Below are 15,415 nucleotides of genomic sequence, written 5' to 3'. Positions count from 1 at the left end.
TCGCCGTGGTCATTGTTTTCTCGCTGCTGTTCCTACTGGGGTTCTACCTGTTCGGGCTGGCGTTCAACATTCCGGAGTGGGGCGGGCTGATCTTCGCCGCGGGCATTCTGTCGGTCACCCTCGCACTGGCGATCCCGGTCCACTTCGCGCGAAAGTAGCGACGGCACGCGCGGTCCCCCGTGAGGCTGGCGTGCGCCGCCAGACCGTGGTGCTGCCGGGCATCGCGGCGCTTCGCACCGTGTCGGGTGCGGTCATCGCGCGAAGCGAGCGCGGCAGGCGCGTGGAAGCAGCTTCAGACATCACACACTGTGTGCCCCCGACAGGAATCGAACCTGCGACCTTTGGTACCGGAAACCAACGCTCTATCCCCTGAGCTACGGAGGCATGCCTCCGGTGGTGCGGAGGCGTACCGACCGAGGATATCACCGCGCGGCGGCTATCCGATCCCCCACGGCGTGCCGGAGCCCTCGCAGCGTGCGAGGATACTTCGGTGCACCGCATCCTGACCGCCGAACTCGACCTGGATCTGGGGGGATCGGTCGACCTCATTCTGCAGATATCCGCGGCCCATCCCGCGCCGATCGTCCACGAAGAACTCATGATCCGCGACGGCGATCGGGTCTACACGCCGACCGAGATCGTGGACCAGACGGGTAGCCGGCTGCATCGGGTGTCCTGCGACGCCGGAGGCCTCAGCATCCGCTACCGCGCGATCGTCGACGGCGCCGTCGCCCCCCGCATGACCAGCGACCTGGAGGCGATCACGTACCTGCGACCGAGCCGGTACTGCCAAGCCGACGAGGTATTCGCGCAGGCACGTCGCCAGTTCGGCGGGCTGCAGGGGCTCGACCTGATCACCGCGGTCGGTGATTTCGTCGCATCCTCGACCACCTACACCCCGGGGCTCAGCCACGGCACCGACTCGGCGGTGACGACGCTCATGACCGGCCAGGGCGTCTGCCGCGACTACGCCCACGTCGTGATCGCGCTGCTGCGGGCGATGGACGTGCCGGCCCGCTACGCGGCCTGCTACGCCCCGGGCCTGCGCCCGATGGACTTCCACGCCGTCGCGGAAGCGTACGTCGATGGGCAGTGGTACGTCATCGACGCCACCCGGCTGGCCCACCGCGCCTCCCTGGTGCGCATCGCGACCGGTCGGGATGCCGCCGACTGCGCCTTCGTCAGCTACTACGGCGGCGAGCTGGCGCTGCGCCACCTGGCCGTCGACGCCGTGCTGTCCCCCGCATCCACCCCCACCACCATCCCCACCGCATCCGCCCCGACGCCTGCCCCCACCACCCCCCTCGCCCCCGACGACCCCGCCGCCCTGGTCCAGCTCGCCTGACCGCCACGCGCCCGCCTCACCCCCGCGAGCCCGCAGCGGCGGTATCGAGACAGTGCGGATAACCCACGGTCTCGATCACGCGGCTGTAGTCTCGCGGTCCGGGGGGGGTGGGGAGCGGGGAGCGGGCGGGGCGACCGTAGACTTGGGGGGCTATGAACCCGGATGCTCTCTCTGAAGCGCTGCTCGCCGTCATCGTCCCGCTCGCCGAAGCGCGACGCGCCGGTTCCGGCGCGGGCCTGACCGCGGCCGACCTCGTGCTGGACCGGCCGAAGAACCGCGACCACGGCGACTGGGCCTCCAACGCCGCGCTGAAGCTCGCCAAGACCGTGGGCGCCAGCCCGAGGGAGTTCGCCGCCGAGATCGCCGCGGGCCTGGAGCACGTCGACGGGGTCGCCAGCGTCGAGATCGCCGGCCCCGGTTTCATCAACATCCGGCTCGACGCCGCCGCCGCGGGCGCCCTCGCCCGCACGATCGTGAAGGCCGGCGCGTCGTTCGGCACCAACGATACCCAGCGCGGCAACACCATAGACCTCGAGTTCGTCAGCGCGAACCCGACCGGGCCGATGCACATCGGGCACACCCGGTGGGCTGCCCTCGGCGACGCGATCGCCCGGTTGCTGCTGGCCAGCGGCGCGACCCTGGTGCGCGAGTTCTACGTCAATGACGCCGGCGCGCAGATGGACCGCTTCGGGCGCTCGGTGCTGGCCGCCATCATGGGCGAACCGACTCCCGAGGACGGCTACCCCGGGTCGTACATCGACGACCTCGCCCAGCGCGTCCTGGCCACGCATCCCGACTTCCTCGGCCGCGACCTCGCTGAGCGGGAACGCCTCGCGCGCGACACGGCCTACGAGCTGCAGCTCGGCGACCTGCAGGCCTCGCTGGCGAAGTTCAACGTGCACTTCGACGTGTGGTTCAGTGAGCGCGAGCTGCACGCCCGCGGGGCCGACGGCGGGCCGAGCCTGGTCGATGAGGCCGTCGACCGCCTCCGTCAGCAGGGCCACGTCTTCGACGACGAGGGTGCCGTGTGGGTGCGCACGACCGACTTCGGCGACGACAAGGACCGGGTCATCCGCCGCTCCAACGGCGAGTACACCTACTTCGCCGCGGATGCCGCGTATTACCTCAACAAGGGCGACCGTGGCTTCGCGCACAAGATCTACCTGCTCGGCGCCGACCACCACGGGTACGTACACCGGCTGAAGGCCCTCGCCGGTGCCGCCGGCGACGACCCCGACCGCGACATCGAGGTCCTGATCGGCCAACTCGTGTCGATCAACGGTGCGCGGCTGTCCAAGCGCGCCGGCAACATCATCGAGCTCGACGACCTGCGCGATTGGCTCGGCACCGACGCGCTGCGGTACTCGCTGGAGCGCTACCCGGCCGACTCCCCGCTCACCCTCGACCCCGAGATCCTGCGTCGTCGCACCAACGACAACCCCGTGTTCTACGTGCAGTACGCGCACGCCCGCACCCACAACGTCGCCCGCAATGCCGCCGACTCCGGCGTCGCCCGCGACGCGTTCGCCCCCGAACTGCTCGACCACGAGACCGAGTCTGCGCTGCTGGGTGCGCTGCAGGAGTTTCCGCGACTGGTGGCCTTCGCCGCCGAGTTGCGCGAACCGCACCGCGTCGCCCGATACCTGGAAGAACTCGCCGGGCTGTACCACCGCTGGTACGACACCTGCCGGGTGACGCCGCTCGGCGACGAACCGGTCACCGACCTGCACCGCACCCGGCTGTGGCTCAACGACGCCACCGGCCAGGTGCTGCGCAACGGCCTCGACCTGCTCGGCGTGAGCGCACCCGAGCGGATGTGACGTGACAGGCGACGGGCAGCATGACCGAGCGGATGCGGGGAACTCGCGTCCCGACGCCTTCCCGACTGTGCCGCTGCCCGCCCCAGGGGAGCCCACCTCGGGCACGGCCGGATCCCCAGCGGAGGTGCGCACACCGCGGCGCCGCCGCTGGCCGTGGCTGGTCGCGGCGGGCGCAGCCGCGGTACTGCTGGTGGCTGGCATCCTGATCGCCGAGCAACTGGCCCGGTCGGCGACGGTCTCGACCATCAGATCGGCGATCATCGCCCAGGTGGGACTGCCCGCAGACCAGCAACTCGATGTTCAGGTGGGCGGATTCGTGCTGCCCCAACTGATCGGCGGCACCCTCGACGACGTGCACATCTCGGCGGACGAGGTGACGTTCGGCGACCTCACCGCCGACATTCAGGTCCGTGCGACCGGGTCCCGATCCGCGGCGATGTTGCCGTCGAGTCCGCTCGCGCGCGCGTCGAACTCGATCAGGAACAACTCAGGATGCTGTTGGCGCACGTGGATGGCATCCCGGTGGACACCGTGACGATCGACGGTGACACCGTCGGGCTGACCGCCGAGCTCGATCTGCTGCTGACGACGGTCGCGGTCGGACTCACCCTGGACGCGACGGTGTCCGACGGCGACCTCGTCCTCTCGCCCGACGGGCTGCAGGTGGGCGGAATCGAGCTCTCCGCGGAGGCGCTCTTGGAACAGTTCGGTCCGCTCGCGAACTCCGTGCTCGGATCGTGGACGGTCTGCGTCGCGGATCGCATCCCGGCCGGGCTGGCGCTCGAGGACGTGACGGTGGCCGACGGACATGTCGTCGCCGACCTCGTGATCGACGGAGCCATCATCACTGACGCCGAACTGCGGCAGCCGGGGGTGTGTGGCTAGGGCGGCGGCATTCCCCGTGGTGCGGGATTGCTGCCGTGCGAGCGTCAGGGCAGCGGGTCGAGCGCCCAGGAGGTGCGCCGCACACCGTCCCACAGTTCGCGCAGCCTCCCGACCATGTCGACGCTGCGGTCCAGCGACCACTGCAGCTGCAGGCCGTCCGTCGTCGCCATGATCACGTCGGCGACGGATTCCGGTTGCACCTGCGGCCCGACCTCCCCGTTGCGCTGGGCGACGATGACCGCCCGCGACAGGGCCGCACGGATGCGGTTGTATCGATCGACGAAGAAGTCCCGGGACGGATGCCCGGGAGCGCTGGCTTCGGCGGAATACTCGATGAACAACTGCACCAGCCCCGGGACGGTCGCGTTGTGCTCGACGAGTTTCACGTACATGGCGAACGTGGGTTCGACCTCGTCGAACATGGCGGCATCGCGCTCATCGCGTTCACGCAGCACCTGTTCGTACAGTGCCTCGCGCGAGCCGAAGTAGTGCACCAGTCCCGCGTGGGAAAGCCCCGCGGCCTCGGCGATCTCACGTATCGCGGCTTTTCGGCATCCGAGCCGAGCGATGACCCCCAACGCTGCGGTGAGAATCTCCTCTCGTTTCGCAATACCCTTCGCGTACGGCCCCGTCGGTGACATGATTCAAGCGTATTCGACGCTGTGACACAGGGATCGGAAAGGCGTCGGTGCCGGACGCAGGCCCGGCACCGACAAGGTCAGCTGACCCTCTTTATCGGGAAGATGACGAGTGCTCCGACGATGGCGGCGATGGCGCACACCGAGAACCACAAGCCGTAGTTGCTGCCGGTCGGATCGCCGACATAGACGAGGATTCCGCCGATCACTGGTGCGAGCGTCTGCGGAAGGGCGTTGGCGATGTTGAACACCCCCAGGTCCTTGCCGGAGTCATCCGGGTTGGGGAGCACGTCGACGACCAGCGCGAGGTCGACGCCGACGTAGATGCCCCAGGCGAGTCCGAGGAACGCTTCGAGCACGTAGAAGCTGGCAACGTCACCGACGAAGATCAGACCGAACGTGCCGACCGCGAATAGTGCCGTCGACGCCCACACGAACACCTTGCGGCGCCCGAGCTTGTCGGACAGCCATCCGGCGAGGAAGCTCGTCGGGACGAGGACCGCGGTGAAGATCAACACACTGATCGTGATCACCGACGGCACATCGGCTTCCGGAACCTCAAGGTAGTTCAGCAGGTAGAAGAACCGGAAGGCGATGAAACCGAAGCTCGCGAAGGTGATGAGGAATCGCGACCACCACGCCAGAGCGAAGTCCGGGTACGTGGCCGGGTTCACCCAGAACGTCTCCCACCAGTCGCGGAACGTTGCACTCGGGGGCTTGGCGGGCAGCACACGGTCGGGGAGGACGAACGCGAAGACGATCATCACACCGAGCGAAAGCACCGCCGGGCCGGCGAACATGAGCAGCAACTGGTCGGCGAACCTCTCTGCGACGAACGTTCCGCCGAGCACACCGACGTTCTGGGCGATGCCGAGCGCGGCGGCGATCTTTCCTCGCTGGAACTTCGGCACCTGGTCGGCAATGGTCGCAATGAACGGCGCGAGGGTCATGTTGGCCCCCAGCTGCGCGATCGCCCACCCGACCGTGGCCCACAGCAGGTCAGGTGCGATGCCCATCACGGCGAGTCCGACGAGCATGATGACCGAACCCAGCACGAGCCAGATCCGGCGGCGGCCCCACTTGCTCGTCGTTCGATCGGAGAGGCGACCGAACACGACGTTGGCGACCGTGGCGAACAGCGCGCCGACGCCGCCGAGGACGGCCCCCGCACCCGTGGCGCCGTTGGCGTCGATGGCGCCGGCGTGGACCAGGTCCTGGATCTTGATGCCGATGCCGACGATCGCCGGGCCGAGGAGCGCGACGAAGAAGACGAACTGCGCAATGATCAGCCAGACGATGTACCCGGCCTTCGCAGGGGTGGTCGGTTCGCTCAACCAGTGGTGTTCGCGGGACGCTGCCGTCGCCCCGGTCGTGCCCGACGGCGTGCCTGCGGCCGAGCCGCTCGATGTGGTCATTCCTGCCTCCATTGGCCGGACTAGCTTTTTTTTTGGGGGGGGGAGAGACCCGATCGCGTCGTCCGCGCACGGACCATCTCACGCGGAAAACCTAGCCCCATATGGGTTTGGTGACAACTCTGAAGCGGGCAGAGATTCTTGTCATGTCCGAGTGCCGCCATCGCTTCTTGCTCCGAGAAACCTTGGCGTCTATGGTTTTTGTCACGCTGCAGTCGATCAGCGTCCACTTCCTACCTGTTTCGGAGAGTCCCTTGGAGTTCCCGCCCCGCCCCATTTTCGTCGACGCCGAGACGCTCACCCTCACGGAGAAGGCATCGCTGACCAGCGGCGCCGACTTCTGGACGCTGAAGAGCGTGGACCGGGCCGGCATCCCCTCGGTCATGGTTACCGATGGTCCGCACGGGTTGCGCAAGCAGCGTGTCGGCGGTGACCACCTCGGGCTGGGCGACAGCGTCCCCGCGACCTGTTTCCCGCCCGCCGTTGGTCTGAGCGCGACCTTTGACCCCGCCCTCGCTGAGCGCGTCGGTGAAGCGCTCGGAATCGAGTCCGCGATCGAGGATGTCGCGGTGATCCTGGGGCCGGGGATCAACATCAAGCGTTCGCCGCTGTGCGGGCGCAACTTCGAGTACATGTCCGAAGATCCGATCGTCTCCGCGCGGATGGGGGCGGGCCTGGTGCGCGGCATCCAGTCCCGCGGTGTCGGCGCCTCGTTGAAGCACTTCGCCGTGAACAACCAGGAGACCGAACGTGTGCGTGTGTCGGCAGACGTCGATCCGCGTACTCTGCGCGAGATCTACCTGCGCGCATTCGAGTACGTGATCAAGGCCACCCAGCCGTGGACGGTGATGTGCTCGTACAACCGGATCAACGGCGTCTACGCATCGGAGGATCCCTGGCTGCTGACCGAGGTGCTGCGCGACGACTGGGGGTTCGAGGGTCTTGTCGTCTCGGACTGGGGCGCCGTCAATGAGCGGGTCCGTGGGCTCCCGGCCGGCCTCGACCTCGAAATGCCCGGCAGTGGTGGGCGGACGGACGCGGAAATCGTCGCCGCGGTCCGTGACGGCCGCCTCGGGGAGGGAGCCGTGGACCTGGCTGCCCAGCGGGTCATCGACCTGGTGCGCAAGGCGCTGGCCCGCCCCGCGGCATCCGGCCCGCTCGACGTCGACGCCCACCACGATTTGGCCCGTGAGGTCGCCGGGCGTGCTCTGGTGCTTCTCAAGAACGAAGGGGACCTGCTCCCGCTGACGCCGGCGCACCGCGTTGCGGTGGTCGGGGAGTTCGCCCGCACGCCGCGCTACCAGGGTGCGGGGTCTTCCCAGATCAACCCCACTCGACTGGACACCGCACTGGACGCGATTCGCGCAGCAGCGTCCGGCGAGGTTGCGTTCGCCCCGGGTTTCGCGCTCGGCGGGGCCGCCGACGCGGCCGACGACGTTCTGCGCGAGGAGGCGGTCGCGACGGCCCGTGACGCCGAGGTCGTCATCGCGTTCCTCGGTGTGCCGGCCGCGGAGGAATCGGAGGGTTTTGACCGCGCCGACATCGACCTGCCCGCCGCGCAGCTGGCAATGCTCGATGCGGTGCTCGCCGTCAACCCGAACGTCGTGGTGGTCCTGTCCAACGGCGGGGTCGTTGCGCTGCCGTTCGCCGATCGCGTACCGGCGATCGTGGAAGGTTGGCTGCTCGGTCAGGCAGGGGGATGTGCGACCGCTGACGTGCTGTACGGGACGGTCAATCCCTCCGGACGGCTCGCGGAGTCCATTCCGCACCGCCTGGAGGACACCGCCGCATTCGGGAACTTCCCCGGGGAGTTCGGACACGTCGCCTACGGCGAGGGGATCCTGGTCGGCTACCGCTGGTTCGACGCGCGCGACATCGATGTGCGCTACCCGTTCGGCCACGGATTGTCGTACACAACGTTCGCGTACGGGCAGGCAACCGCGTCGCTGCGCGACGACGGCGACGTCATGGTGTCGATACCGGTCACCAACACGGGGCAGCGTGCCGGACATGAAGTCGTCCAGGTCTACACGGGGTTGCCCGGAAGTCGCGTGCAGCGAGCCCCGCGTGAGTTGAAGGCATTCGAGGCTGTGTTGCTGGAGCCCGGTGAGACCGCTGTGGTCGAGCTCACCGTCCATCGCTTGGACCTGGCGTACTGGGATGTGCCGCTGGATCGGTGGGTGGTCGAGAGCGGGACCTATTCGTTCGATGTCGGCGCGTCCAGCCGTGACCTGCGCACCAGTACGGTCCTGTCGATCACGGGGGACCCGCATCCTGCGCCGCCGTTGACGTTGGATTCGACGTTCGAGGACATGCTCGCCCACCCGGTGGCCGCGCCCCTGCTGACTGCTGCGGTCGCCGACGCTCTTCCCGGCGGCGTCGCCGACCCGGTGTTCCGGTTGATGGCCAACTTCCCTGTCGGCCGTCTGTCGGACATGCCGCTGCCACGGGAAGTCGTCGACGACCTGATCGCTCGCGGCAACGTCGTCTAGGTGTAGGCGTCGCGCGGCCGTGAACGCTGCGGCGGTGGTGCGCGGTGCGTGTCGGGGTGGGCGGGTCGGGGCGCGCTGCTCCGGGACGTGGCGCGTCACGGAACGCGGGGCCGGGCACCCCGTGCCATAGACTGAACAACCAACCGGGCGTGGCCACTCCGCCCCGCATTCCGCTCCTTCCCGATTGGTGCCTCCTGTTGTCTGAGTCCCGCCCGCTCGTGCCGGAGTGGCTCGTCACACCGGACGACGCCAACGCACTCCCCGACGGCGTGTGGCCCGGGTCGGCTGCGCGCGGCGACAACGGCGTGCTCGCGCTCGGGGGCGTTCCCGCAACCGACTTGCGCGACAGGTTCGGCACCCCGCTCTACGTCGTGGACGAGCCCGGCGTCCGGCACCGCGCTCGCCGGGTGCGTGCGGCGTTCGCCGCCGCCGCCGCCCGCCACGGCACGCGCGCTCGCGTGTACTACGCGGGCAAGGCGTTCTTGTGCACCGAGGTGGTGCGCTGGGTGACCGACGAGGGCCTCGGCGTCGACGTCGCCACCGGCGGCGAACTCGCCGTGGCGCTGGCCGCCGGCGCCGACCCCGCCCGCCTCGGCATGCACGGCAACAACAAGTCGGTCGCCGAACTGACGCAGGCGGTGGATGCCGGAGTCGCCTCGATCGTGGTCGACAGTGCGATCGAGGTGGAACGGCTCGCCGCCATCGCCGACCGGCGGGATGTCGTGCAGCCGGTGCTGGTGCGCATCGTGACCGGCGTGCACGCCGAGACCCATGATTTCCTGGCCACCGCGCACGAGGACCAGAAGTTCGGGTTCGCGCTGGCCGATGCCCCCGCGATCGTCGCGCGCATCCGCGAGCTGCCCTCCGTGGAGTTCGCCGGACTGCACTGCCACATCGGATCGCAGATCTTCGGCACCGCCGGGTTCGAGCAGTCCGCGTCCCGCATGGTCGATCTGTGCGCGCAGCTTCTCGAGGACGGTCCGGTGCCGACCCTGAACCTCGGTGGCGGCTTCGGCATCGCCTACACTTCGGTCGACGATCCGACGCCGATCGACGCGCTCGCGGAGGGCATCGTGGCAGGGGTGGCCCGTGAGTGCGAAGTGCGCGGCATCCCGGTCCCCGCACTCGCCTTCGAACCCGGTCGCGCCGTCGTCGGGCGCGCGGGCGTCACGCTGTACGAGGTCGGCACCGTCAAGCCCGTGCGGGTCTCCGACGATCTGCAGCGCCGGTACGTCGCCGTCGACGGCGGCATGAGCGACAACCCCCGTACCGCGCTCTACGCCGCCCACTACAGCGCGCGCATCGCGTCGCGCATCTCCGACGCCGACCCCGAGCTCGCGCGCGTCGTCGGCAAGCACTGCGAGTCCGGCGACATCGTCGTCGATGCCGAGTACCTGCCCGGTGACATCGCGCCCGGAGACCTGCTGGCCGTGCCGGCCACCGGTGCGTACTGCTTCTCGCTCGCGAACACCTACAACTACGTCCCGCGGCCCCCGGTCGTCGCGGTCGGGGGCGGACAGGCGCGCATCATCGTGCGCGGCGAGACCATCGACGACCTGCTCGCCCGCGACGTGGGGCTGGCAGCCCCGACCACGGAGGACACCCCATGACCGATTACCGCCGCCTCCGCGTGGCGCTGCTGGGCGCGGGAGCCGTCGGCTCCCAGGTCGCCGACCTGCTGCGCAAGCACGCCGACGAACTCGCCGACCGTGCCGGCGCCGCCCTCGACGTCGTCGGCATCGCCGTGCGCGACGTCGATGCGCCCCGTGAGGCCGACCTGCCCGCCGACCTGTTCACGACCGACCCCGAACCGCTCCTGGTCGGCTCCGACATCGTGATCGAGCTGATCGGCGGCATCGAGCCGGCCCGCACCTACATTCTGCAGGCGCTGGGCGCCGGCGCCGACGTGGTCACCGCGAACAAGGCGCTGCTGGCCACGCACGGGCGCGAGATCTTCGAGGCCGCCGACCAGGTGGGCGCGTCGGTCTACTACGAGGCAGCCGCGGCGGGGGCGATCCCGATCATCCGCCCGCTGCGCGATTCGCTGGCCGGCGACCGCGTCCAGCGCATCATGGGCAGCGTCAACGGCACCACCAATTACATCCTCGACCGCATGGACCGGGAGGGGTCGGAGTTCGCCGACGTGCTCGCCGACGCGCAGGCGCTCGGCTACGCCGAGGCGGACCCCACCGCCGACGTCGAGGGGTACGACGCCGCCCAGAAGGCCGCGATCCTGGCGAGTCTCGCTTTCCACACGGCGGTTCCGCTCGACGCCGTGCACCGCGAAGGCATCACCCACATCGACAAACAGATGATGGATGCCGCCAAGCACGCCGGGTTCGTCATCAAGCTCCTCGCGGTGTGCGAGCGGCTGGAAGGCGCTCCTCGCTATCCGTCCGATCCCGGAGCGCTCACGGAGGCCGAGGGCGAGTCGATCTCGGTGCGTGTCTACCCGGCTCTCGTTCCCCGCGACCACCCGCTCGCGAGCGTGCACGGCGCGAACAACGCGGTGTTCGTCGAAGCCGAAGCGGCCGGGAGCCTCATGTTCTACGGCGCCGGTGCCGGTGGTGTGCAGACCGCCTCAGCGGTGCTCGGCGACGTCGTCTCGGCTGCACGTCGGCACATCGCCGGGGGCGTCGGTGTGGGGGAGTCCACGCGGGCGAACCTGCCGGTCGTGCCGATCGGCCGGGTGACCACGAGCTACCAGATCACGCTCGAAGTCGATGACCGGCCCGGCGTGCTGGCCACCGTCGCCGGAATCCTCAGCGAGGGACGCGTATCGATCGCGACCGTGGAGCAGACCATCGTGGCCGAAGCCAACGGGCACCCGGGCCGGGCCCGCATCGTCATCGGCACCCACCGAGCCGTCGAGCAGGACCTCAGCGACACCGTCGATCGCCTCGCCGCCAGCGGCGTCGTCGACCGGGTCGTCTCGGTGCTGCGCGTGGAAGGAGACTGACATGACACATCTCTGGCGCGGAGTGCTCCGCGAATACGCCGACCGGCTGGGCGTCACCGACGCCTCGACGGTGGTCACCCTGGGAGAGGGCGGCACCCCGCTCATCCCGGCGCCCTCGCTGTCGCAGATGACGGGGGCCGATGTCCACGTCAAGTTCGAGGGAATGAACCCCACCGGATCGTTCAAGGATCGCGGGATGACGGTGGCGCTCTCGCGCGCGGTCGAACACGGCGCGAAGGCCGTCATCTGTGCCTCCACCGGCAACACGTCGGCATCCGCGGCCGCCTACGCGGCGCACGCGGGGATCACCGCCGCCGTGCTCGTGCCGGAGGGCAAGATCGCGATGGGCAAGCTCAGCCAGGCCGTGGCCCACGGCGGCACGCTCATCCAGATCCGCGGCAACTTCGACCACTGCCTCGAGATCGCCCGCGAACTCGCCGAGAACTACCCCGTGCACCTGGTCAACTCGGTCAACCCCGACCGCATCGAGGGGCAGAAGACCGCCGCCTACGAGATCGTCTCGCAGTTGGGCGATGCCCCCGACTTCCACCTGATCCCGGTCGGCAACGCCGGCAACTACACCGCCTACTCGCGTGGCTACCGCGAAGAGGTGGCGCGCGGCGCCGCCACGCGCCTGCCGCGGATGTTCGGCTTCCAGGCGGAGGGCTCGGCGCCGCTCGTGCGCGGCGAGGTCGTCACCGACCCCGAGACGATCGCATCGGCGATCCGCATCGGCAACCCGGCGTCGTGGGAGCTCGCCCTCGAGGCCCGCGACGCGACCGACGGCTGGTTCGGCGCGATCGACGACACCCGCATCCTGGCAGCACAGAAACTCCTGGCCGCGACCGTCGGGGTGTTCGTCGAACCGGCGTCGGCCATCAGCGTCGCCGGACTGCTCGATCGCGCCGAAGCGGGCATGATCCCCGCCGGCGCGAAGATCGTGCTCACCGTCACCGGCCACGGGCTGAAGGACCCGCAGTGGGCGCTGCGCGCGGCCGACGGCAGCGACGTGCAGCCGACCGTCGTGGATGCCACCACGAGCGAGGTCGCCGCCGTGCTCGGCCTGGCACGGTCCTGACGATGCCGCCTGTGCCCGCCGGCCGCACGGTGTCCGTGCGCGTGCCCGCCACGAGCGCGAACCTCGGCCCGGGCTTTGACACGCTGGGTCTCGCCCTCAGCGTGTACGACGAGCTGACGGTGACGACGTTGCCCGAGCCGGGCCTTGCCATCCACGTGACCGGCGAGGGGGCCGGGCACGTCCCGACCGACGAATCCCATCTCGTGGTGCGTGCCATGGCGTACGCGTTCGAGGCCTTCGGGCGGCAACTCCCGGGCATCCGGTTGGTGGCTCGCAACAGCATCCCGCACGGTCGTGGCATGGGCTCCTCCGGCGCGGCGGTCGTCGCGGGTCTGCTGGCGGCGAAGGGTCTGCTCGAGGACGACGTCGCGATCGGCGACGGCACCCTGCTGCGCCTGGCCACCGAGCTGGAGGGTCACCCCGACAACGTCGCGCCCGCGCTGTTCGGCGGACTGACCATCGCGTGGATGGGCGACGACGGCCCGCAGTCCAAGAAGCTGCAGGTGCACCGCGGTGTCTCGCCGCTGGTGTTCGTCCCGGACTTCACGATGTCCACGAGCGTGGCGCGGGGGCTGGCACCCGCGCAGGTCACGCGCGAGGATGCCGTCTTCAACGTGTCGCGGTCCGCGCTGCTCATCGCCGCGCTGACGCAGAGCCCGGAACTGCTCCTGGCCGCCACCGAGGACAAACTCCACCAGTCGTACCGCGCCGCGGCGATGCCCGCGACCGACGCGCTGGTGCGCGCGCTGCGCGCCGAGGGGCTTGCGGCGGTCGTGTCCGGAGCGGGGCCGAGCGTCCTGGTGCTGGCCGACGGGCCGGGGCAGCGGCTGGTGGCCGCGCAGATCGCCGCGGACCTGACCGACACCCCCTGGCAACCGCTCATGCTGGCCGTTGACGTCAGGGGTGGTACAGTAAAAAACGACATGGGGGGTTCCACGCCGTAAGCGTGAATCTGGCCTCCATCGCACATCTGCGAACCACTGCATAACCACCCGCTCCCGCATCCGGACCGACGCCCGGGTGTCCGCGAGCATCCGGTCGGCGTCGGGTGGACGACGCCACTGCGGTGTGAACGTATCCACCGTTTCCACGAAGGAGAACTCATGGAGTCCATCTCCGATACCCAGTCCGACAGTGCGGAAGCCCCGGTCATCGAGGCTCCCGTCAGCGACGCCAAGGGCACCGCCGCCCCGGCTGCGGAGTCCGCCGAGACGCCCGAGCCGGCGAAGGCGCCGCGCAAGCGTGCACCCCGCCGGGCCAAGAGCACCGACGCGGCCGACGCGGCGACCGAAGCGCCGGCTGAGACGGCGGCCGAGGCGGCCGAGCCCGCTCCCGTGAAGAAGACGCGCAGCCGGGCCAAGAAGCCCGCCGAGACGGCCGACGCCGGGGACGATGCCCCGTCCGCCTCCGACGCGAAGCCCACCGGCGGCGCGACCTCTGCCGATGACGCAACCAGTGCCGGCAAGGCCAAGAGCTCCGATGCCGCCAAGGATGCCGATGCCGCCGCGCCGTCTACGTCCGACGAGGGCGAGTCGCCGAAGAGCACGAGCGGCCGGGCCTCGTCGAAGGCGAGCACGTCCGCCGCCGACCCGGCCCCGGACCAGCCGGCCGCCGAGTCGTCGTCGGCGGATGCCGGCACCGAGGTCGCGAAGGATGCCGCGGACGGCGGCTCGGACGACAAGTCCGACGGCGAGCCGGCCAGCCGCAGTCGCAGTCGCAACCGCAACCGCAACCGCAACCGCAACAAGGGCGACGGCGGCCAGAACCAGGGTGGCCAGAGTCAGGGCGGTCAGAACCAGGGCGGCAACCAGAACCAGGGCGATCAGAACCAGGGTGCCGGCCGGCAGCGCAACAAGCGCCGCGGTCAGGGACCGAACGACGAGTTCGAGACCGAGATCGGGGAGGACGACGTCCTGATCCCGATCGCCGGCATCCTCGACGTGCTCGACAACTACGCGTTCGTGCGTACGAGCGGCTACCTGCCTGGCCCGAGCGATGTCTACGTGTCGCTCGGTCAGGTGAAGAAGTACAACCTGCGCAAGGGCGACGCCGTGGTCGGCGCCATCAAGCAGCCGCGCGAGGGCGAGCAGTCGGGGCGCCAGAAGTACAACGCGCTCGTGAAGGTCGACGCGGTCAACGGCCAGTCGGTCGAAGACGCCGAAGGGCGCGTGGAGTTCAGCACGCTCACGCCGCTGTACCCGCAGGATCGGCTGCGTCTGGAGACCGTTCCGGAAAAGCTCACGCAGCGCATCATCGACCTGGTCGCTCCCATCGGCAAGGGGCAGCGAGGCCTGATCGTCGCGCCGCCGAAGGCCGGCAAGACCATCGTGCTGCAGCAGATCGCCAACGCGATCGCCACCAACAACCCGGAAGTGCATCTCATGGTCGTGCTCGTCGACGAGCGACCCGAAGAGGTCACCGACATGCAGCGCAGCGTCAAGGGCGAGGTCGTGGCCTCGACGTTCGACCGGCCCGCCGAAGACCACACGACGGTCGCCGAACTCGCCATCGAGCGCGCGAAGCGTCTGGTCGAGCTGGGGCGCGACGTCGTGGTCCTGCTCGACTCGATCACCCGCCTCGGCCGTGCCTACAACGTGTCGGCTCCCACGTCGGGCCGCGTGCTCTCCGGCGGCGTCGACGCGTCGGCGCTGTACCCGCCGAAGAAGTTCTTCGGCGCCGCGCGCAACATCGAGAACGGCGGGTCGCTCACGATCCTCGCCACGGCGCTCGTGGAGACCGGTTCCAAGATGGACGACGTGATCTTCGAGGAGTTCAAGGGCACCGGC

The 15,415-nt window shown here is 69.6% G+C and carries 13 protein-coding genes and 1 tRNA gene; 11 read left to right on the top strand and 3 right to left on the bottom strand.

What is annotated here, in order from left to right; genetic code table 11:
- Positions 1-5: 5 nt before the first annotated feature.
- On the top strand, positions 6-158 hold the full coding sequence (locus tag ACK5KK_RS09940) for a hypothetical protein (RefSeq protein WP_416889923.1): 153 nt from the start codon (positions 6-8) through the stop codon (positions 156-158).
- Positions 159-311: 153 nt separating this feature from the next.
- Here the strand turns inward: ACK5KK_RS09940 and ACK5KK_RS09935 are convergent.
- Positions 312-384, bottom strand: a tRNA-Arg gene (locus ACK5KK_RS09935).
- Positions 385-490: 106 nt separating this feature from the next.
- On the opposite strand from ACK5KK_RS09935, the gene ACK5KK_RS09930 reads away from it, so the two are divergent.
- The 4 genes from ACK5KK_RS09930 (at position 491) to ACK5KK_RS09915 (ending at position 4,050) form a co-directional block, all read left to right on the top strand.
- Positions 491-1,345 (top strand): transglutaminase-like domain-containing protein, encoded by an 855-nt coding sequence (locus ACK5KK_RS09930; protein ID WP_416889922.1) that lies wholly within the window; start codon positions 491-493, stop codon positions 1,343-1,345.
- A gap of 152 nt (positions 1,346-1,497) precedes the next feature.
- Positions 1,498-3,165 carry an arginine--tRNA ligase gene (locus tag ACK5KK_RS09925; protein ID WP_416889921.1) on the top strand — a complete coding sequence of 556 codons (1,668 nt, stop codon included), beginning with the start codon at positions 1,498-1,500 and terminating at the stop codon, positions 3,163-3,165.
- A gap of 1 nt (position 3,166) precedes the next feature.
- Complete coding sequence (locus ACK5KK_RS09920) at positions 3,167-3,700, top strand: LmeA family phospholipid-binding protein (protein WP_416889920.1); 534 nt, start codon at positions 3,167-3,169, stop codon at positions 3,698-3,700.
- Entirely contained in the window at positions 3,658-4,050 is a 393-nt protein-coding gene (locus tag ACK5KK_RS09915) for a hypothetical protein (protein ID WP_416889919.1), read from the top strand. The genes ACK5KK_RS09920 and ACK5KK_RS09915 overlap by 43 nt, the downstream gene beginning before the upstream one ends.
- Positions 4,051-4,094: 44 nt before the next feature.
- Here ACK5KK_RS09915 and ACK5KK_RS09910 read toward each other — a convergent pair whose 3' ends face one another.
- Positions 4,095-4,691 (bottom strand): TetR/AcrR family transcriptional regulator, encoded by a 597-nt coding sequence (locus ACK5KK_RS09910; protein ID WP_416889918.1) that lies wholly within the window; start codon positions 4,689-4,691, stop codon positions 4,095-4,097.
- A gap of 77 nt (positions 4,692-4,768) precedes the next feature.
- Positions 4,769-6,103 (bottom strand): MFS transporter, encoded by a 1,335-nt coding sequence (locus tag ACK5KK_RS09905; RefSeq protein ID WP_416889917.1) that lies wholly within the window; start codon positions 6,101-6,103, stop codon positions 4,769-4,771.
- A gap of 191 nt (positions 6,104-6,294) precedes the next feature.
- Between ACK5KK_RS09905 and ACK5KK_RS09900 the strand changes: the two genes are divergently transcribed.
- From ACK5KK_RS09900 to rho, 6 genes are all read left to right on the top strand, one after another.
- Positions 6,295-8,592 (top strand): glycoside hydrolase family 3 C-terminal domain-containing protein, encoded by a 2,298-nt coding sequence (locus ACK5KK_RS09900; RefSeq protein ID WP_416889916.1) that lies wholly within the window; start codon positions 6,295-6,297, stop codon positions 8,590-8,592.
- 194 nt (positions 8,593-8,786) lie between these two features.
- Positions 8,787-10,202, top strand: coding sequence for a diaminopimelate decarboxylase (gene lysA / locus ACK5KK_RS09895; protein WP_416889950.1), 1,416 nt, complete (start codon positions 8,787-8,789; stop codon positions 10,200-10,202).
- The gene (locus tag ACK5KK_RS09890; RefSeq protein ID WP_416889915.1) at positions 10,199-11,551 is read left to right on the top strand and encodes a homoserine dehydrogenase; all 1,353 of its coding nucleotides are present in this window, start codon (positions 10,199-10,201) and stop codon (positions 11,549-11,551) included. Before lysA ends, ACK5KK_RS09890 begins: the two co-directional genes overlap by 4 nt.
- Position 11,552: 1 nt before the next feature.
- A complete protein-coding gene (thrC, locus tag ACK5KK_RS09885) occupies positions 11,553-12,629 on the top strand; it encodes a threonine synthase (RefSeq protein ID WP_416889914.1) in 1,077 nt (358 codons plus the stop codon).
- Between the two features lie 2 nt (positions 12,630-12,631).
- Positions 12,632-13,573: a homoserine kinase gene (gene thrB / locus ACK5KK_RS09880; protein ID WP_416889913.1), complete on the top strand. Its 942-nt coding sequence runs from the start codon at positions 12,632-12,634 to the stop codon at positions 13,571-13,573.
- A 159-nt stretch (positions 13,574-13,732) separates the two neighbouring features.
- Positions 13,733-15,415 (top strand): transcription termination factor Rho (gene rho, locus ACK5KK_RS09875; RefSeq protein WP_416889912.1); only part of this gene is annotated, 1,683 nt, incomplete at its 3' end.

Source organism: Microbacterium sp., from assembly GCF_047972865.1.
In the GTDB taxonomy this organism is placed as follows: domain Bacteria; phylum Actinomycetota; class Actinomycetes; order Actinomycetales; family Microbacteriaceae; genus Microbacterium.
Note: the sequence above shows the minus strand (reverse complement) of the source record. Positions and strands in the feature narration are given on the sequence as shown.